The sequence below is a fragment of the Paraburkholderia sp. RL18-085-BIA-A genome (genome assembly GCF_046027075.1).
GTDB lineage: Bacteria > Pseudomonadota > Gammaproteobacteria > Burkholderiales > Burkholderiaceae > Paraburkholderia.
Map to the genome: position 1 here is coordinate 74,293 of NZ_JARESU010000027.1, position 18,670 is coordinate 92,962.

The window sequence follows — 18,670 nt, forward strand, 5'->3', positions numbered from 1 at the left end:
AGCCAGTGCGGGGCGTCGTGTCATTTTTTGAACTAGAGCTGGGGCCGCTGCACGATTTTGCTGCTAACCGACGTGACACCCTGCACCTTGCTGGCAGCGTCCGTTGCGATGTGTTCCTGATCCGGGGTATCAATAAAGCCGCTCAGGATCACCTCCCCCGTTTGTGCGTTCGCAAATACCGCGATATCTGTCCCCGCCAGGCCCTTCGTCTTGTTCAGCGCCTGGTGCACTTTCTTCGCAAATGAGCGGTTCGCGGCGCGGTCCGCTTTCTTCGAGCCGCCGGGTTGAGACGCTTGACCGGTTACTGTGGCGCCGCTTTGCGCAGCCCGGGCCGATGTCGATCCCTGGGCAAGAACAAGCGTTGAAAGACAACCCGCTATCGCCCACAATGCCGCTTTATATGTCGTCCTCATTGGTTCCACCCTGGTGTTTTAACGTGCTTGCACAGTAGTCACCGCAGCGCGGCTAGCTTGCGTCGTAATCAACCTGGTGACGCGCCTCTCGCATGCCAGCAAGCGCCTCACGAACCCGAAGGTGTTGCGGGTGGTTCGCATAGCCGTCGAGGGCAGCGCGTGATTCAAAATCGGCCACGAGAACAACGTCGCACGCATAGTCGACTTCACTGATATCAAGCCCCACATCGATCTCCAGCAAACCCGGAATCAAGTCTCGAAGGCTCTCGAACTCCCGTTTGACGCGTCTGGCCGTCTCGCGGCGCTCGCTCGCGGTCGTGCCTGCAACACGCCACATCACAATGTGCCTGATCATTGCTCTGTCTCACGAAGTGGATTCAAAACGAAGTCGTAGTCGACACTGCATTTCCTTGTGGGCCATTCCGCCTCTTTATATTTTCCGATCGCCAAATCTTGAATTAACGATAGGTCTGTTTTTGCGCAAGAAAAATGCACCTACGGAAAAATTGATTTCCACTTTGTGGAAGAATTGGCTCAGAAACCCGCACAGCACGCTGTTGAGCTATCCGGCATCAGCGAACCTGGGTTCTCTGCGCGGTTCGTGCAGCGAGTGCACTTTTGGGCACCGCGTTCCAGCGATTCTCCAGGTCCAGATTCCTGACGTGCTCGGTCAACGCATCGGCAAATACCCGAATCTTCGCAGGCTGGTTTCGCCGACTCTGATAGGCGAGATTGATTGTGAGCGGCGGCAATTCCCAGTCGGCCAGCAAGGGAACCAGTCGTCCCGCGACAATATCGTCGTGCACGATGTAGAGCGGCTGAACCAGAATTCCCAGCCCGGCCCGCGCCGCTGCGCAGATTACTTGTCCTTCGTTCGACTCCAGCACCGCATTGATTGCAATGCCGCGCCGCTCCCGGCCTCGCTTGAATTCGAGCAGAAAGGGATTCGCCGCGTAGCTATAAACGAGCACGCTGTGGTTTGCAATGTCGTCGGGCGTCTCCGGCACGCCATGCCTGGCGAGATACGCCGGGGACGCGGCCAGCACGCGGCGCGTGTGCGCCAACCGCCGGACGGTTATGCCCGAGTCTCCCTCGTGTTCGCGCGTGCGAATCGCGCAATCGATGCCCGCTTCGATGAAATTCGGATAACGGTTCGCCGCCGTAATCTGCACCGACAGTTCAGGATAGCGTTGCCTGAATTCCGGCAGCCACGGGGCAATATGCAAGACAGCAAACGACACCGAGCTCGTTACACGCAGTACTCCCCTCGGTCGCCGCGCCATATCACTGACAGCGGTATCGGCTTCCGCGATCTCCGCGAGGATCGACGCGCAACGCTGTTGATACTCGCGTCCTGCGTCCGTGAGCCACAATCGACGCGTAGTACGCTCGACCAGACGTGTTCCTAAACGATCCTCGAGCGCGCTCAGCATCCGGCTCGCCGCTGCATTCGACATGCCCAGGCGTTCTGCAGCTTTGGACAGACTGCCGAGTTCGGCTGTCAGCGCAAAGAACTCCATTTGCGTATAGCGGTCCATGCGATGATCTTTCCGCTCAATGGAAATTTGTTTTCACTATAGCGCATATTTCTTCTTCTGGAACCTCGCTAGAGTCCTGACATAAGCACCTTTCGACGGTGCGCTCAGCAAGCAAAATCCCGGAGACAGTAATGCGCAATATCAGCGAGGACACCATCACGCAAGCAGTGCTTGCGGCAATGTCTGGCTGCGAGAATGACAGGCTGCATACGGTCATGATCAGTCTCGTCCAACATTTGCATTCCTTCGCACGTGAAGTCAAGCTGACCGAGAGCGAGTGGACGTACGCAATCAATTTCCTTACCGAAGTCGGCCACATCACTGATGACAAACGCCAGGAGTTCATCCTTTTATCGGACACCCTCGGCCTGTCGATGCTGACCACGACGCAAAACAACAGTAAGCCTCCCACATGCACCGAGACCACAGTGCTCGGGCCGTTCTTTGTCGAAGGCGCACCCGAATATGAGAACGGCGAAGACATTTCCAATGGCGCAGCAGGCCTGCCGTGCTTTGTCAGTGGCCACGTTCGCGGCCTTCATGGGGAACCGGTGCCGGATGCGACGCTCGAAGTCTGGCAATCGGACGAAGATGGCTACTACGACGTACAGTATGCTGCCCAGCAGCAAGCCGAAGTGAAGCATCAAGGCCGCGGTCGCCTGCGCACGCTTGCTGATGGACGCTTTCACTTTCGCTCGATTCTCGCCGAGGCGTATCCAATTCCTCATGACGGCCCGGTTGGGCGGATGCTCGAAGCGCTCGGCCGGCATCCCTGGCGGCCCGCACACCTGCATTTCTGGATCAACGCGGTCGGGTATGAGCCTCTGATCACGCATATCTTCCGTAACGGGGACAAGTACCTCGACTCGGACGCCGTGTTCGGCGTGCGCTCAACCCTGGTGGCTGACTGGATTGAGCACGCGTCAGGCATGGCACCGGACGGTACGTTGATGGACACGCCGTTTTACACGCTCGACTATGAGTTCGTTCTTAATCCTGTCGGCCACGCATCGTGATCCGGCGTTTCAAACTGCCCCGCGCCTGAGAGCCTGGTCTTGACCAAGGGCCCTCGGCGAGCCCGTCAACAGCAAATCCCCTCCTTCCACGAGGTCCAGCGTGCCCCTCTCCGACTTTGTCTATAACGGTCGCGCAACGCGTGTCGTATTTGGTAATGGATCATGCGTGCATCTGGAGCGCGAACTGCTGGCGCTCGGCGCACAGCGCGCGTTGGTTCTCTGCAGTCCGGAACAGCATGCACTCGGCGCATCGGTGGCGCAGCAACTGGGAAGCCACTTAGCGGGTCTTTTCGATCGCGCCGCCATGCACGTGCCACTCGAACTGGCTGTCGAAGCACGAACGGTCGCGGTCTCGCTGGGCGCCGATTGCATCATCGCTGCCGGTGGCGGGTCAGCAATCGGGCTTGCCAAAGCGATCGCGCTCGAGTCGGGCCTGCCCATTCTCGCCGTGCCCACCACTTATGCCGGCAGCGAAATGACACCGATATACGGGCTGACGGACGCAGGCCTGAAGCGGACTGGAACCGATATTCGCGTCATGCCCAATACCGTGATCTACGACCCAGACCTGACACTCACCCTGCCCGTTGGCATGTCGGTAACAAGCGGGATCAACGCTATTGCGCACGCGGCAGAAGGCTTATATTCGCGTGACGCCAATCCGCTGACGAGCCTGATGGCGGAAGAAGGCATCACAGCGCTCGCGCGCAGCCTGCCCGAGATCGTCGCCAATCCGGACGACCCGTCTGCACGCGCCGACGCCTTGTACGGTTCCTGGCTATGCGGCGCCGTTCTCGGAAGCGTCGGCATGGCCCTGCATCACAAGCTCTGCCATACGCTTGGCGGCAGCTTCGATCTGCCGCATGCCCCGACTCATACGATCGTGCTCCCGCATGCACTGGCCTACAACGCCGAGGCTGCGCCCGACGCCATGAAACGCGTTGCGAGAGCAGTGGGACATGAGAGTGCGGCACAGGGTCTATTCGAGCTCGCGCGTGCAAACGGCGCGCCCATCGCGTTGAAAAACATCGGCATGCGCGAAGACCAGCTGGACCGCGCCGCCGACCTAGCGTGCAGCAATGCGTACTGGAATCCCCGGCCGCTGGAACGTAATGCGATTCGTGCCTTGCTTCAGCGCGCATTCGAAGGGAGTGCGCCAAAGCCGTGAACCCCAAAGTATTCACATGCGCGCCGGCGCCCTGGACGCCTGTGATGTCTTAAAGACGATCTGCTCGATTGTGCGCCAGCATGCATCGACCAACGCCGGGTCGGACGCAGAGAGATTGCTCGTCGCCGAGATTTCAGGGCCAAAGCCCGATAGCGTCGACGTCAGACTGACTAACATATAGTGAAAAATAATAGGCTCGACCTTCGGCAAAGCATGCTCGTCTTGAGCGGCGCGAATTTGCGGCAGGAGCCACGCAATCAGTGGTTTGAGAATTGTATCCGCGATCCATTGCAGCCTTGAACTGTAGCCTGGCTCTTCCTGAAGCATGAAGCGATGAAACTCAGGGTACTCCACACTGAAGCGGAATAGCGCCCGATAGGCCAGTTTGACCCGTTCGACTGCACTTGCCGAATCCGAGCCCAACAGATTGGCATCGCGTTCACTGCGGACACGCTCGAATACGTATTCGGCAACCGCCTGCCACAGAATCTCCTTGGATCGGAAATGGTATGTGATGAGCGGATGCTGCACACCCATCCGGTCTGCAATTCTGCGAATGCTTGCAGCATCGAAACGCCTGGACGCGAATTCAAGCAACGCGGCGTCCAGAATTGCCGAACGGGTCTCCTGGGCCCTCTGCTGCCCAGCACGCTTCAGCTCCACCTGCTGGCGCGTCCTGACGGAATTTTTAGCGGTAGAGTTTTGTTTCATCATGACGCACCTGCTGGAGGAAACCATCGGTCCCATCTGGTGTACGCGGCATCCACTCCTTCACCGCTCTCTCCTGGTATTGCGCGTCTTACCCCTTACACGCCACGAACGCCTTGGGGTAAGACGCGGCCGACAGTGCCTATTTTGCGAGTACGGTCTGCAGGACGCGGCGAAGTTCGGCAGCCGGATCAGCCACCCGTTCAAAGCTACGCCAGGCCACGTGGTGGTCCGGGCGGATCAGCAGACAACCGAAGTCGCTGATCCCCTTCACGCTCGCCCACTCGCCGGCATGATCCGCATACGACTGTCGCGGGCCAATGACGTGCACATCGATGTCGACGCCAAGTTCCTCGCCGACTTGCTGAGCCGCCTCGACCCACGCCTCGCCTCCGAGTCCGGTGAAAACAGTGAACCGTCCGTGCCCCGCGAGATCAAGCGTCGAGTGCTGCCGTCCGCGTTTGTCGAACACCCAGGCGTGCGGCAAGCGAGCACCTGGCCACGTCGTCGGCTGGTAATACAGTTCGGGATCGCGTTCGAAGGCCGGCTCAGCCTGACCGTCCGTCACAATCGCGCTGGAGCGATAGCGTTGATTCATCTCGACCCCGTGGGCGTCCAGTTCATACTTCTTGAACGCCAACGCTTCGCGAATTTCCTCTCGCTGCCTTTCCGCAGCCGCAGTCGACTGGCTGCGGGCATGCATATTAGCCTGCATGACCGACCCTTCCGTCGTCTCGTCAATACCGAGCGCGTGATAAAGGGGGGCGAATTCGGCAATCGACTGATTGGCGCGAGTGACGATCTGCTTCGCGATTGGGGCGCGCTCCGACGTATAGGTATCGAGGAGTGCTTCGCCCGCCTTCCCCTTGATCACGGCCGCGAGCTTCCAGGCGAGATTGAACGCGTCCTGAATGGAAGTGTTGGATCCCAGCCCGCCCGACGGCGGATGGCGATGAGTGGCGTCTCCCATGCAAAAAACTCGTTCGTCCTGCATGCGCGTGGCGTACATGTTGTTGACCGTCCACGTGTTCGCCCCTAGCAATTTGATCTCGAGATCCGGCTTGCCTACCAGCTGGCGCGCGATTTCGGTGGCCTTGGCCTCATCGATTACCGGAGCCGGTTCGTTGATGTCATAGCCCCAGACGATCAACCATTCGTTCCACGGCCGCACCATCCGGATCAGCCCCATTCCGATGCCGCCGACTTCCGCACCCGGCTGCATGATCGGGTAAAGCACTGCGGGGCGATGCGCGACAAGCTCCGAAAGATCGGCGCGGAACCAGATGTTCATCGAGCCGCGCACACCCATCTTCCCTTCGAAAGGCAGCCCCGCATTACTTGCCACCCTGGAATTCCCGCCGTCGGCGCCGACCAGATACTTTGACCTGACCGTGAACTCCTCTCCGCTCAATCGGTCGCGGCATACCGTGATCACGCCGTCATCCGTCTGCGTATGGCTCACATATTCCGTGCTCATGCGCGCCTCCGTCCCGCGTGAGCAAGCCGTCTTGAACAGGAGCGGCTCCATGAACGTCTGTGGCAAATCGTTCATCCTCGTGGGACTCGCCAATCGGCGCTCCCCTCGCGACGCGGGATGCAAGCCCCAACTCGGCGCCCGGCCAATCTCCTCGCCCGTCAGACTTTCGCAGAACACGGTTCCGCCCATGAGATCATCACTGGTCGCGTGCAGGTAAGCTTCCTGCTCCACTTCCGTTCCGAGATCGCGCAGGACCTCCATCGTTCTCTGGTTCGTAATATGCGCCCGCGGCGTGTTGGCCAACCAACGGTACATGTTGACGACCATGTTCTCGACACCGTATGTCGAGAGCAGCGCGGCACAGGCGGAGCCTGCAGGCCCCGTTCCCACGATGAGCACATCTGTCGTAAATTCCGCCATATCGATTCTCCTGATATCAACCTCTGCCACCCAATGAGATTCACACTTTGATTTGGATGACTAATTACATTGAAGGCCAGTGCGATGGGTTCTGTTGACCAATCCGGCTTTCACATCCCTCTCACGCTGTCTTTTTCTCGTTCAAGCTCATCGATCGAATCATCTCCTCTCGCATCACGAATTTCTGAACCTTCCCTGTAACGGTCAAAGGCATATCGTCGACGAAGCGAACATACCTGGGTATCTTGTAGTGCGCGATTTGTCCCTGGCAAAACTCCCGGATGTCCTCCTCGGTCATATACTCTCCTTGCCGAAGCACGATCCACGCACATAGCTCCTCGCCGTTCTTCTCGTCTGGCACGCCGAACACCTGCACATTCTGAATTTTAGGGTGCCTGAAGAGGTATTCTTCGATCTCGCGAGGGTAAATGTTCTCGCCGCCGCGAATCACCATGTCCTTGAGCCGGCCAACGATATTGCAATAGCCGTCGGCGTCGATGGTTGCAAGGTCTCCCGTCCGCATCCATCCATCAACGATGCTTTCACGGGTCTTTTCGTCGTCGTCCCAGTACCCCAGCATCACGGAATATCCTTTTGTGCAGAGTTCTCCAGTTGCATCAACGGGAACCGTATTGCCAAAGGTATCGACGATCTTCACCTCGAGGTGAGGTTGAATTCGCCCGACGGTGGTCGTGCGTTTATCGAGCGGGTCTGTCGTTGCGCTCTGAAACGATATCGGGCTGGTCTCCGTCATGCCATACGCAATGGTGACCTCCCGCATGTGCATCTTCGCGACCACCTGGTTCATGGTCTCTACCGGACACGGTGAACCCGCCATGATGCCCGTGCGCAAACTGCTCAGGTCGAACGTCGAGAATTCCGGATGCTCGAGTTCCGCGATGAACATCGTCGGCACCCCGTGAAGTGCCGTACAGCGTTCTTCAGCGATCGCCGCGAGGGTCGCGCCCGCATCGAACCCTTCGCCCGGGAAGACCATCTGTGCGCCGACCGATACGCACGCCAGCACGCCGAGCACCATCCCAAAGCAGTGGTAGAGCGGAACGGGGATGCAGAGCGAATCAACTTCGGAAAGATTCATCGCCATCGCAACGAAGCGCCCGTTATTGACGATGTTTCGATGCATCAGCGTGGCGCCCTTCGGGTTTCCCGTCGTGCCGCTCGTGAACTGGATATTGATTGGGTCGCGAGCAGACAGCACCACGGTCGTTGGTCCTTCGGCGCGAAGCATCGCCTCGCCCTCCAGCATCACGGCAGAAAACGGCAGTATCCCTTGTACGCCGGGGTTCCCGACAGATATCACGGTGCGAAGCTCTGGCAGGCGTGCACATTGCAGCTCGCCGGCACGCTGCGTCGCAAGTTCCGGCGCGATGTCGAGCAGCATCGAGGTGTAGTTCGATTTTCTGAATTGCTCGGCCGTCACGAGCGCTTTGCATCCCACCACGCGCAAGGCGTACTCGAGTTCGGAAACCCGGTAGGCGGGGTTGATGTTAACCAGCACTGCCCCGATACGTGCCGTGGCGAACTGCGTGAGCAGCCATTCGAATCGATTGGGCGACCAGATCCCGACGCGGTCACCCTTTGCTATGCCCAGGGACAACAGACCCGCGGCAAGCCGATCGACCCGCTCGTCAAATTCTTTCCATGTCCAGCGCACGCCCTGGTCACGCAACACCACGGCTGGCCGGTCCGGAAAACGTAGCGCCGTATCCCTCAGAAACTCGCCGATGGTGGCTTCGGTCAACGGAACATTCGCGGCACCGCGCACATAGGCAATGCCTTCGGCAGGTGCGATAAGCGCAAGGGGACCGGGTAAGGTTTGCATAAATCCATTCTCCAATGCTGCTGTGAATCCCGGTTCAGGTGTGCGCTGAACCAGGGTCATACGTCTGCTGTCACCGCCGCCGCGCTATTTGCCGTAAAACACCAGATCGCCAGGCTCCTCGTCGCGGTCGAACGCTTCGGCCGTGTTGACGAAGCCACGGGTGGCGTCTTCAGTGACGTACAAGCCCATGGTGATATCGAGCATTGCCACGTCTGCACCTGCCACACCGCCACTCGACCACGTCTTGAGCAGGGTGCGCGTCCCCGCAAACGACAGCGTCGGGCCGTCCGCGAGCCGCGTCACCAGTCTCTGGGCGACGCTTTCGAGCTGATCCGGTTCTGCCACGTACGTGGCAATCCCAAGCTCCCCGGCAAGGCTTCCTGGAATCGGTTCGCCCAGCATGGCAAAACGCGAAGCACGGCTACGCCCCACGCGCTCGGCCAGCCGCTGCAGTGCACCCGCGATGGGCAGCATGGCGGTGGTGACCTCGACGCATCGGAACACGGCGTTCGACGCGGCCACGATGAAGTCGCAGGCGAGAGCAAGCTCCAGTCCGCCACCGAATGCCAGTCCCTGCACGACCGCAACGGTCGGAACACGCAAGGCCTCGATGGCGCGATACGACGTATTGACCTCCGCGACGAATGTGCGGAACCAGTTCAGGTCCTTGCCCGGCCATTCACGAACCTCGCCGCCGAGGCTGAAATGCGGCCCTTCTGCACGAACGACGAGAACCCGGATATCGCTTTCGCTCGCCTCGTGAACCGCATCCCGGAGGCATTGGGCAAAACGCGCGTCAAGCCGGTTGTAGGGCGGATTCGCCAGCACGATATGCCCTTCCTTCCCGCGACGCTCAAAACGAATGCTTTTCATTGGCTAACCTCATGTTGTCGGTCAAATTCACCGGGCGCGCACGACGCCCTTAAAAGCCCTTTAATTCAGGATGACGAATCATTTAGAGGAATGATGGGGAGCAGCAAATGTGATGGCCGGTCAGCGTCGCGATAAATCTTGTGAGTCACCGTATTGCTGCTGCAAACGTGATACGGAATGTATTCGACGTCGGTCATCGCGCCGGTTCCGGTCGGCACGTCAAGACTGCAAATCTCGACACAGATGCGATGGCCAGCCTTGAACTGGTTGGCTGTCGCCAGCACCTGGATCTCGTACTTGACGATCTCGCCCGGAGTAACAGGCTTGATTGAATCCTTCGTCAGCTTGTAGAACGGTTCCCCAGGCGTGGAGCGATCCGCATCCAATGCCCTGTACGACGCCTTCAACCAACCGCGAGTCAGCTCGCGTTCGGGCAAAGTATCGGGAACGTTGCGTTCGCCGACGCGCGCGGTAACGACCGACACGTCCGGACCCACGTCCTTGAGCACGACGATCCAGTTCGTGTCCGGCTGGTCGATCTCTGCATAGAGCGTGAGCGAGATTGGACCGGCCACGAGGACATCGTGCGGAAGCGGATCCGTCATATAGCGCAGGCGCTCGACCTTGCTTGTTTTCTTGAGCGGCATCTGGGTGAAGACATCCGGCTCGCGCAACGCATCGCCCACTTCCGCCGCGGGTCGCGGCTCTTCCGTGGAAAGTCGCTCCCAGCCACCCAGGTAATACCTGGCCCATTGCGTCTCGGGCAAAGGCCAGTCGGTTCCCGTGCGCCATTCGTTGGCGCCCATGACCCAGTAACGGACCGGGGGCTCGTCCATGATGCCGGTGTCGACACCCTTGAGCCAGTAGTCGTACCAGCGGATGACTTCGTCGTGGTACTGGTGGAACGGGCGTTCCAGATGTGCCGGACCGGTAAAGACCAGCTTGCGCGGTTGCTTGACGTTTGCGAAATAGTGCTGGGCGCCCAGCCAATGCAGTTTGTAGGTGTATGCATAGGCGCCGGAGCCCGTATAGAACGGCACCTTGATCTTCCTGAAGAGCTCTTCGCTCCGCTCGACGGTCCCGTCTGGCTCCCAGGGGTTCGTCATGATGTGGTACATCACCCACGTACGCTGACCCTTCTGCGTCAGAATGTTGTAGAGGTTGATGTACATCTTGTAGTCGGGATTGCGCATGGCCTCGCGCCAGAGCGTTTCCTGCTCATCCGGCAGCGGTCCGGGCACATTACGCGACTCATGCACCGTGCTGAAAACGTCGAGCAGATACGGGAACGTATGCAAGACGCCGCCAGGATTGAAATCGCGAAACCCGAACATGCCACCGTAGGCGCTGCATGCGTCGTAGGGAAAGATCGCCTTGAGCGCCGGATGCCCTTGTGCGGCCGCGCGCCATTGCTCGCCTGCGAACCCCGAGATGCCGACCATTCCTACTTTCCCGTCCGACCAGGGCTGTTGCGTGATCCACTCGATCATGTCGTAGTGGTCGGTGTTTTCTTCGCCATAGTGGCCTTCGGACTTGGCCGAACCCCGCGGCTGCGCGATCACGTGCACATAGCCGTTCGCCACAAAGCGCCGGGTGTCCCCCGCTTCCACCGGCCCAAACCACAGCGGAGCGTGCGCAGGTTGCGGAGGCAACACGTCGGCAATGTCCGGACCCTGAAGATCCTTGTTATGCAAAGCGGAAGCGTAGAGCACCGGATACTTCCCGCTCCCCTCGGGTCGATAGACGTCGACAGCGAGACGAGTGCCATCCCGCATCGTTACGTAGATGTCGCGTTCTTCAATCATGTCTGCTCCAGATACATAGGTACGTTCGACTTCAACAGGCGGCCGCTGACGAATTCGAAGGCGGCACAGATATTTGGAAGCCGGACTTCGCGCCTGCCCTTCGGCGAAGTCCGACGGCAATACGATTTCTGCAAATCACTATACTTCACATACGTAAAGTATTCAAGGCGAGCAACGCCTGTGAGCAGGAGCTCGAGCACGGAATTGGCAATGCTCGTGTCGTTGCTGCTACGTCTTCCTTATGACGCGGTATTGGCAACCCGGCGCGCCGGACTATGGGTGCGCCTGGGATTCAACGTCATCAATGCACGGGGCTGTCTGGTAGCGCGCCGTCAGGCGGCGCCGGACTGATCGCTTCGAGCTGTTCGCTTTCCAGCTGGCGCTGCGCCGAGAGAATACGCGCCATCACCGCCATGCAGACGCTGGCTATCACGAGCGGTATCGACAACACCGCGCATACGAGCACAAAGGGGTAGCCCGAAATGACTATCAGGCCAATCAGCGATGAGCCAATGATTGAACCAATCCGCCCAACTGCAACTGTCCATCCTGCACCGGATGCACGAAGCGCCGTTGGATAGAAGATGCCGGGAATAGTGTTAATGCAGGTTAGCGGGCCGCCGGTAGCCAATCCGGCTAGGAAGATGATTCCCGCGAGCCATGATGTCGCTTCGGACAGGCCTAGTACGACGACGAGCAACGCCCCTACGGCGAAGGAGCCGCAAATGACCGAGGCAACGTTTATGCGGCGCACCAGGAACACGAAGAGTACCGCGCCGGCAAGCGCGCCGAACTGGAACATCGACGACACCTGGGAAGCTTCATGCATCGACAGGCCGGTCTGCTTCAAATGTGTCGGCAGCCAGTATCCAACGAGAAAGAAGACCAGATATCCGGCAAATTCCGTAATCCAGGTGAGCACCGTGCCGTGCCGATAATCCTTTCCTACGAGCCCCAGGCTTCCTTTCTTCGAACCCGCCGGCGTCCGGATGACGAAATGCAAACCGGAACAATCAACCCCCGGGAAGATTCTGGTCAACACTCGCTTGACAGCTTCGTTAGACTTATTGCTCGCCACGAGGTAGAGCGGCGATTCGGGTACTTGCCAGACGAATAGACTCGCGACGCAGAGCGGCAGGACGCCACTCAAAGCCAGCATTCCTCTCCAGCCCAACACACCGATTCCGAAAGAGGTGACAAAGCCAGCGGCCGCGGAGCCGAACAGAATTCCACACATGATTGTGGCGAGCATCGCGGCGCGCGAACGATCGGGGCTATATTCAGCAGCAAACGCTGAAGTTGCAGGCATGGCGGCGCCAATGCCGAGACCGGTGACAAAACGAAATACAACGAGCTGCACTACCGATTGCGCCTCGCTGGACACGATCGCCGCAACACCAAACCATGCGATTGCCGCGATGGTCACCGCCTTACGCCCTACCCGATCGGCCATCGCTCCGCCCACTATTGACCCGACCAGCAGCCCAAACAACCCAATCGCAACCAATGGCGCGAGGGCTGCGGGAGGGAGGTGCCACTCGTGACTGACGGCAGGTGCGATGAACGCCATGACAATCGTATCGAATCCCTCGGTCGTGGTCGCCGCAAAGCAAAGGATAAACACCACCCACTGTTTCTTCCCTATCGGAAGATCATTGAAGAATCCGCGTATGTCGCGATGAACGTAGTCTCTGCGTTCCATTACTTGTCCTTGAAGCGTGCGAGGCAGGGTTCACTTCAGCTTCCTACTGCAGTGAAGCGGGGCCGAAGTGTCGTATCAAACATGTCCGGTTCACTCTCCCGAAGGCGACCAGAGTGAAAGTGACGTCGTCGCCTCAAGTCATCAAAAAGCGCCACTGACGTACTTGTGACATACGTCATCTGCGTGCGCGTCGCCGAACTTTATATTTTCCGATCGTGCAGGTTTATTCTAGTTAAAACCTTTCCGATCGTACAGTATTGTGAGACTGGGACTATCCCTATGGGGCGCGGTCTTACGGACGGACCGCCGCCGCCTGGGGCGTGCCTGGAATGATTAGGGGGATGGGTGAAGAAGCCCGGCAGTTGCGATACCGGTGGGGGTTGCACACATGCATTTCAACTGCGCGGTGATGATACTTGGGCAGCGCACCAAAGCGCGCCAGACAGTACGACCCTGGCAAAGTCATTTCTGGACAAAGCGGCGTGCATTGGGAATTGGCCTGGTTGTCAATCCCTTGCTGCCGGCAGAATTCAGCTCGGCGATTTTCTTTGTGAATTCGATCGTCCGACGAATCCGGCGACTCGCTGACTGAAGACTTCCGTCGAGGCACACCTCAAAAACGCCTGCTTTTCGTCCTCGAGGTGTTGTTCGAGCCCGTACTCCGATGCGTTGCCGACGAGTGCTTTAATCTCGCTGATAGCAGCCGGCGGCACGTCCATTACACGTCGCGCCAATTCGAATGTAGCTTCTTCCAGCGAAGCTGGATCGACAACGGCCTGCACCAGCCCCAGCGAGCTCGCTTCTTCCGCATTCAGCGAATCCCTCGCCAGCAGAATTTCGAGGGCGCGTGCCGACCCTAAGCGCCGCGCCAGATGGAAGGAAAGTCCCCCGTCGGTCGAGGTGCCCAGCTTGCCGTACCCGACGACAAATTGAGCCGCACGTGAGGCGACAACGAGGTCGCACGCCATGACCAGCGAAAAACCTGCACCTGCCGCGGCCCCCTGTACACTCGCAATCACAGGTATCGGTAGTCGCCGCAACTTCAGAATCAAGTCGTTGAGCAGACTGATCAGGGCTTCGAGAAAGCCGTCGGATCTTTGCAGCCCGTCGAGAATCTGGATGAGATTCCCACCGGCCGAAAATATGCGCCCAGTGGATCGCAGAACGACCGCGCGGTACCTGCCATACGCCTCGATGTCAGCGAGCGCATTCAATAGATCAGTGCAGAACTCCAGGTCGATCGCGTTTGCCTGCGCTTCGTTTCCCAAAGTGATGACCGCGAGATCTTCACGGGAGGTCAAGGTGATGTTTCTCTGCATTTGGCGATGCCTGCGTTCACAGTGTTCTGGTGGGGAACTGAGATCCGTTCAGGTGCATACCCCACCAAGGCGGCACTGAGTTGGCACGTCAATTCGGCATTTTCTTAACACATCACTTGGACCTGGTGCGTCATTCGGAATCTTCCCGCGCCCACGATGTCATTATATTTTACTATCGTTCAATTTAAAAGCGCGACTTCTGTGCGGAAGACTTACCGCAAACAGAGGTTGGGAAACACGCGCGTGGCCGCCCGGAGGAGTAAGCAGAACACGGGATCCAATGTATTATACTTTCGTACAGTTTTTGCGATTGCTCCCACGGCGCGGCACTTAAGACCGGCAGCCGAAAGCGGCATCGAACGCCGTCGTCACGCCAGGCCCCTGCGAAAGTGCGGTCCGGCAACCAGATTCCTATTCGAGAAGCCATATGGTGCAACGTACAGTTTCCAGCAAGAACACTGCCAGAAAGGGACGTCCGACAGAGCTTCGGCGTGCGGAGCAGCAACGTGCGCAGGAGACGCGTTCCGCCATTCTGAATGCCGCGCTTTCGGAGTTCGCCGCGAAGGGCTTTGAGGCTGCGAGCATACGCAGTATCGCGGACCGGGTCGGATTGCAGCACCCGCTGATCACCTACCACTACCGTTCGAAAGACGTTCTTTGGCAGGCGGTAGCCGAATACGTCTTCGAGCATATTCTTCACGAGTGGGACGCCTATCTGGCGGAGACGCCCGCTGTCAGCGCCGCAGACCACGTGAAAGGGATGTACAAGACCCTGTTTAAATTCACGGTCGACTATCCCGAGTTCCATCGCTTCATGCTTCAGGAATTCCTGAGCTATAGCCCGAGGCTGCAATGGCTCGCAGATACGGTGCTCAAGCCTCTGCTTAACTGGCTGCTGCCGCAGATTCGTGCTGCACAGGAAGAAGGCGCGTTGCCCCAATGCGAGCCCATCATCTTCCACTATTTGTTGATCAGCCTGACGTCAACCCTTTCAGGCTTCGGTCCGGAGATGAAGGCAACCGCCAATATTTCCTCGTCGGATCCCAAGGTGGTGGATTCATACTGGCAAACGGTTGAGGAACTCATCTTTCATCGGGAGACGCGCCCGAGCCGGTCCGCGCCGGTTGAGCCGCGTTCGAGCCGTACCGTGAAGCAGCCGCGCGTGTCCGGTCGTTCAAAGACCACCGCCTGATTTCGCGGTCTCTTCTGCCAAAGCACTTGAGCCCGGCTTCTGTGGCCGGACGCATCGCGGTGACGCGAACCGAGCCCGACGGTGCCTGCTCATCTGCATGGAGTCGCCCGATCTCGAGGATCTGATCAAGCGCCGGCGCATAGCGCTCGAGCAGCGCCTGACCTTCCGTGCCCGGCGCAAGTTTGCGAGTCGAGAGATACCGCAGACGTGTGCCGAGTTGCCCTTCGAGTTGATCGATGCGTCGGCTCAGCGTATTAGCCGGCATGCGCAGACACCGCGCCGCATCGGAAAAGCTGCCGGAACGGACGACCTGGACGAACCATCGCGAGATCATTCAGATCGAGCATGACATTTCTCCATAAATGGATTAATCAAATCCTATTTTTCCATCTAGTGTGAAGCTCCTTTGATCCCCATACTTGAGGTGTCGCACAGGAGACGGCCGTTTCCAGGCTGCCGGCGGGCAGGTTAATTCGCGGCTGTTTGCCGTCCCGGCGATCGGTTCACCCTGATGGCGTGCGCCGGCGACCTCGAGGCTGTCCGGCTGTCAGTCGCCATCCGACGACCATCGTGAACGTCGCACTGCCGTCGATCCGGGCGGACCTGGGCTTTACCGAAACCGCGCTCGTGTGGATGGTCAACGCCTACATGCTGACCTTTGGCGGCTTCCTGCTGCTGAGCGGGCGGCTCGGCGACCTGTTTGGCCATCGGCGGTTGTTTCTGCTGGGTATCACGTTATTTACGCTGGCCTCGGCGGCCTGCGGACTGGCGAGTTCGCAAGAACTGCTGATCACGGCGCGCGCTGTTCAGGGGCTGGGCGGTGCAGTGGTGTCTGCCGTGTCGCTGTCGCTCATCATGAATCTGTTCACCTCGCCGGCGGACCGCGCTAAAGCAATGGGCATCTACGGGTTCGTGGGCGGGGGCGGCGGCAGCATCGGCGTGCTGCTGGGCGTGCTGCTGACCAGCGCATTGAGCTGGCACTGGATCTTCCTGGTCAACCTGCCGATCGGCGTTGCGGTGTATGCCGGGTGTGTGGCGCCGCTGCCGATGGGCAAGCCGCCGGCAGATCGCGCCAGGTTGGATGTGGCGGGCGCCATCACCGTTACTGCATCGCTGATGCTGGCGGTGTACGCCATCGTGCACGGCAACGAAACCGGCTGGACGTCTGCACAAACGCTTGCCCAACTGGGTATTGCCATCGCGCTCATGATCGCGTTCCTCGTCATCGAATCGCGCGTGTCGCATCCGCTCATGCCGCTGCACATGTTTGCGCTCCGCAACGTGGCCACGGCCAACGTGGTGGGCATGCTGTGGGCGGCTGCGCTGTTCGCGTGGTTCTTCATCTCGGCGCTTTACATGCAGCGCATACTGAACTATGGCGCGATGCTGGTGGGGCTGGCGTTCCTGCCTGCCAACATCATCATGGAGGTGTTCTCGCTGGGGCTGTCGGCCAGGCTGGTGATGCGCTTCGGGATTCGCGCGCCGTTGTCGCTGGGTTTGCCGGTGGCGGCGGTCGGGCTGGTGCTGTTTGCGCGTGCGCCGGCCGGGGGCAGTTTCGTGCTGGACGTGCTACCGGGCATGGTGCTGATGGGCCTGGGCGCGGGGGTGACCTTCAACCCGGTGTTGCTGGCCGCGATGAGCGACGTAGCGCCAGATGAGTCGGGTCTGGCCTCGGGTGTGGTCAACACGTCGTTCATGATGGGCGGCGCGCTGGGCCTGGCTATCCTGGCGAGCCTGGCGGCAGCGCGCACCGATGGCCTCGCCGCTGCGGGTACCGATGCCGCTACTGCGCTCAATAACGGCTACCACCTGGCTTTCCTGCTGGGGGCCATGGCGGCGGTAATGGCCTCCGCGCTGGCCTGGGCCTTCGTGCGTACGCGCACGCACGGTCAGGCGCAAGGCGAGGCGTCGTCCGCAGCTTCCATCTAAAGCAGGCTGGGGGATGCTTTCGCACCGGAAAACCAGAGAGGTGCCGACGCGGCTATGACGGCATTGAATCCAGAAAGACGTAGAGTGCTTCAATCCTTCCGTCGCGAACGATGATGACGTCCACGCCGGTATAGTGTGGTGCCTCGCCACGCGGACCCGAACCCCAGGCCAGTCGACCAGCATTGTGGAGAGCCTGGGCTTCACCGTGCGGCGCATACGCAAAATGCGGGTGCGTTGCTCTAAGCTCTCCTGCGAATTTGTCGAGTGCGTCGTGCCCGGAGAATGTACCCGGAGGCGCGTACAGCACACAGTCTTCCGTATACAGTTCCTTGATGGCGGCGCGACGACGCTCTGCGTCACCCTCGCCAAAGACCTCCTGAAGGTTGCGATAGAGCAGTTCATGAGTACGGTCGTTCATTGGGATTCTCCTTGCTAATTGACTACAGACTGAGCCACGGACTTTTCGTCAAATCTGGGCTTGTCCGCCGTCGATGAAGATCTCGGTGCCCGCTATGAAGCTCGAATCGGAGGAAGCGAGAAAAAGGGCGGCACTTGCGACTTCGTCGGGATCACCGACGCGTCCAAGCGGGATGGTCGATGCCATGTAATCGAGCATGCTTTGTTGTTGCGCGGCATCGGGGCCGGCCAGATCGACCAGCCCTGGAGTCCTGATCGGCCCTGGGCTGATGACGTTCACGCGGATGCCGCGAGACTTCAGGTCAAGCGTCCAGCTTCGGGCAAAGTTGCGCACTGCAGCCTTCGAGGCGCTATAGACGCTGAACGCCGGTGTGCCTTTGATACTGACATTGGACGCGGTGAGCACCACCGAGGCACCGTCGACGAGGAGGGGCAAGGCTTTCTGCACCGTAAAGAGCACACCCTTCACGTTGCGGCCGAACGTGTCCTCATACTGCTCTTCGGTGATCGACCCCAGGGGGGGCATCGAGCCGCCTCCTGCGTTGACGAAGAGCACATCGATCCGACCTGCCTCTGTCTTCACGCGTTCGTAGAGCCGATTCAGGTCGTTGAGACTGGCGGAGTCCGCCTGCACGCCAGTCGCCGCCGGCCCGATCGCAGCAACAGCGGCATCGAGTTCGGCTTGACGACGGCCGGTCACAAAGACCCGCGCGCCCTCCGACGCAAAGCGCCTGGCGGTGGCGAGACCGATGCCGCTCGTGCCGCCGGTGACGACGGCAATCTTTCCTTCCAGCTTGCGTACCATGATCTATCTCCTATGCGATGAGACAAATCTAAGGTAGCGTGCTAT

General features: G+C 59.4%; 15 protein-coding genes and 2 pseudogenes. 4 read left to right on the forward strand and 13 right to left on the reverse strand.

Features of this window, described 5'->3' with window-relative positions; translation table 11 throughout:
- Nucleotides 1-32 precede the first annotated feature (32 nt).
- From P0D89_RS20045 to P0D89_RS20055, 3 genes are all read right to left on the reverse strand, one after another.
- Nucleotides 33-389 (reverse strand): BON domain-containing protein, encoded by a 357-nt coding sequence (locus tag P0D89_RS20045; protein ID WP_408377001.1) that lies wholly within the window; start codon nucleotides 387-389, stop codon nucleotides 33-35.
- Nucleotides 390-465: 76 nt separating this feature from the next.
- Nucleotides 466-768 (reverse strand): Dabb family protein, encoded by a 303-nt coding sequence (locus P0D89_RS20050; protein ID WP_408357608.1) that lies wholly within the window; start codon nucleotides 766-768, stop codon nucleotides 466-468.
- 217 nt (nucleotides 769-985) lie between these two features.
- Nucleotides 986-1,951 carry a LysR family transcriptional regulator gene (locus P0D89_RS20055; RefSeq protein WP_408357607.1) on the reverse strand — a complete coding sequence of 322 codons (966 nt, stop codon included), beginning with the start codon at nucleotides 1,949-1,951 and terminating at the stop codon, nucleotides 986-988.
- 131 nt (nucleotides 1,952-2,082) lie between these two features.
- On the opposite strand from P0D89_RS20055, the gene P0D89_RS20060 reads away from it, so the two are divergent.
- Together P0D89_RS20060 and P0D89_RS20065 are read left to right on the forward strand one after the other, a co-directional pair.
- Nucleotides 2,083-2,967 (forward strand): intradiol ring-cleavage dioxygenase, encoded by an 885-nt coding sequence (locus P0D89_RS20060; protein WP_408357606.1) that lies wholly within the window; start codon nucleotides 2,083-2,085, stop codon nucleotides 2,965-2,967.
- A 100-nt stretch (nucleotides 2,968-3,067) separates the two neighbouring features.
- On the forward strand, nucleotides 3,068-4,135 hold the full coding sequence (locus tag P0D89_RS20065; RefSeq protein ID WP_408357604.1) for a maleylacetate reductase: 1,068 nt from the start codon (nucleotides 3,068-3,070) through the stop codon (nucleotides 4,133-4,135).
- Between the two features lie 12 nt (nucleotides 4,136-4,147).
- On the opposite strand, the gene P0D89_RS20070 is transcribed toward P0D89_RS20065, so the two are convergent.
- From P0D89_RS20070 to P0D89_RS20100, 7 genes are all read right to left on the reverse strand, one after another.
- On the reverse strand, nucleotides 4,148-4,849 hold the full coding sequence (locus tag P0D89_RS20070) for a TetR/AcrR family transcriptional regulator (RefSeq protein WP_408357602.1): 702 nt from the start codon (nucleotides 4,847-4,849) through the stop codon (nucleotides 4,148-4,150).
- A 136-nt stretch (nucleotides 4,850-4,985) separates the two neighbouring features.
- Nucleotides 4,986-6,740, reverse strand: a complete 1,755-nt coding sequence (locus tag P0D89_RS20075; RefSeq protein WP_408357600.1) for an FAD-dependent oxidoreductase — start codon at nucleotides 6,738-6,740, stop codon at nucleotides 4,986-4,988.
- A gap of 121 nt (nucleotides 6,741-6,861) precedes the next feature.
- Nucleotides 6,862-8,583: an AMP-binding protein gene (locus P0D89_RS20080; protein ID WP_408377003.1), complete on the reverse strand. Its 1,722-nt coding sequence runs from the start codon at nucleotides 8,581-8,583 to the stop codon at nucleotides 6,862-6,864.
- An 84-nt stretch (nucleotides 8,584-8,667) separates the two neighbouring features.
- Entirely contained in the window at nucleotides 8,668-9,411 is a 744-nt protein-coding gene (locus P0D89_RS20085) for an enoyl-CoA hydratase/isomerase family protein (RefSeq protein ID WP_408357596.1), read from the reverse strand.
- Nucleotides 9,412-9,521: 110 nt separating this feature from the next.
- Nucleotides 9,522-11,261 carry a CocE/NonD family hydrolase gene (locus P0D89_RS20090; protein ID WP_408357594.1) on the reverse strand — a complete coding sequence of 580 codons (1,740 nt, stop codon included), beginning with the start codon at nucleotides 11,259-11,261 and terminating at the stop codon, nucleotides 9,522-9,524.
- Nucleotides 11,262-11,562: 301 nt separating this feature from the next.
- On the reverse strand, nucleotides 11,563-12,963 hold the full coding sequence (locus P0D89_RS20095; protein ID WP_408357592.1) for an MFS transporter: 1,401 nt from the start codon (nucleotides 12,961-12,963) through the stop codon (nucleotides 11,563-11,565).
- A gap of 530 nt (nucleotides 12,964-13,493) precedes the next feature.
- Nucleotides 13,494-14,282, reverse strand: coding sequence for an enoyl-CoA hydratase/isomerase family protein (locus tag P0D89_RS20100; protein WP_408357590.1), 789 nt, complete (start codon nucleotides 14,280-14,282; stop codon nucleotides 13,494-13,496).
- 427 nt (nucleotides 14,283-14,709) lie between these two features.
- Here P0D89_RS20100 and P0D89_RS20105 point away from each other — a divergent pair, with 427 nt between their 5' ends.
- Nucleotides 14,710-15,474, forward strand: coding sequence for a TetR/AcrR family transcriptional regulator (locus P0D89_RS20105; protein ID WP_408357588.1), 765 nt, complete (start codon nucleotides 14,710-14,712; stop codon nucleotides 15,472-15,474).
- Between the two features lie 52 nt (nucleotides 15,475-15,526).
- Here P0D89_RS20105 and P0D89_RS20110 read toward each other — a convergent pair.
- Nucleotides 15,527-15,821 (reverse strand): annotated as a pseudogene (locus P0D89_RS20110) (LysR family transcriptional regulator); the annotation flags it as partial.
- A 214-nt stretch (nucleotides 15,822-16,035) separates the two neighbouring features.
- On the opposite strand from P0D89_RS20110, the pseudogene P0D89_RS20115 reads away from it, so the two are divergent.
- Nucleotides 16,036-17,403, forward strand: a pseudogene (locus P0D89_RS20115) (MFS transporter); the annotation flags it as partial.
- Nucleotides 17,404-17,455: 52 nt separating this feature from the next.
- Here the strand turns inward: P0D89_RS20115 and P0D89_RS20120 are convergent.
- Nucleotides 17,456-17,821 (reverse strand): nuclear transport factor 2 family protein, encoded by a 366-nt coding sequence (locus tag P0D89_RS20120; RefSeq protein WP_408357586.1) that lies wholly within the window; start codon nucleotides 17,819-17,821, stop codon nucleotides 17,456-17,458.
- A 48-nt stretch (nucleotides 17,822-17,869) separates the two neighbouring features.
- Entirely contained in the window at nucleotides 17,870-18,625 is a 756-nt protein-coding gene (locus P0D89_RS20125) for an SDR family oxidoreductase (RefSeq protein ID WP_408357584.1), read from the reverse strand.
- Nucleotides 18,626-18,670: the final 45 nt, after the last annotated feature.

Excerpts from the sequence above, each read along its gene's own strand:
- P0D89_RS20050 (WP_408357608.1), bottom strand. The coding sequence starts at position 768 with ATGATCAGGCACATTGTGATGTGGCGTGTTGCAGGCACGACCGCGAGC.
- P0D89_RS20055 (WP_408357607.1), bottom strand. The coding sequence starts at position 1,951 with ATGGACCGCTATACGCAAATGGAGTTCTTTGCGCTGACAGCCGAACTC.
- P0D89_RS20060 (WP_408357606.1), top strand. The coding sequence starts at position 2,083 with ATGCGCAATATCAGCGAGGACACCATCACGCAAGCAGTGCTTGCGGCA.
- P0D89_RS20070 (WP_408357602.1), bottom strand. The coding sequence starts at position 4,849 with ATGATGAAACAAAACTCTACCGCTAAAAATTCCGTCAGGACGCGCCAG.
- P0D89_RS20075 (WP_408357600.1), bottom strand. The coding sequence starts at position 6,740 with ATGGCGGAATTTACGACAGATGTGCTCATCGTGGGAACGGGGCCTGCA.
- P0D89_RS20080 (WP_408377003.1), bottom strand. The coding sequence starts at position 8,583 with ATGCAAACCTTACCCGGTCCCCTTGCGCTTATCGCACCTGCCGAAGGC.
- P0D89_RS20090 (WP_408357594.1), bottom strand. The coding sequence starts at position 11,261 with ATGATTGAAGAACGCGACATCTACGTAACGATGCGGGATGGCACTCGT.
- P0D89_RS20095 (WP_408357592.1), bottom strand. The coding sequence starts at position 12,963 with ATGGAACGCAGAGACTACGTTCATCGCGACATACGCGGATTCTTCAAT.
- P0D89_RS20100 (WP_408357590.1), bottom strand. The coding sequence starts at position 14,282 with ATGCAGAGAAACATCACCTTGACCTCCCGTGAAGATCTCGCGGTCATC.
- P0D89_RS20105 (WP_408357588.1), top strand. The coding sequence starts at position 14,710 with ATGGTGCAACGTACAGTTTCCAGCAAGAACACTGCCAGAAAGGGACGT.
- P0D89_RS20120 (WP_408357586.1), bottom strand. The coding sequence starts at position 17,821 with ATGAACGACCGTACTCATGAACTGCTCTATCGCAACCTTCAGGAGGTC.
- P0D89_RS20125 (WP_408357584.1), bottom strand. The coding sequence starts at position 18,625 with ATGGTACGCAAGCTGGAAGGAAAGATTGCCGTCGTCACCGGCGGCACG.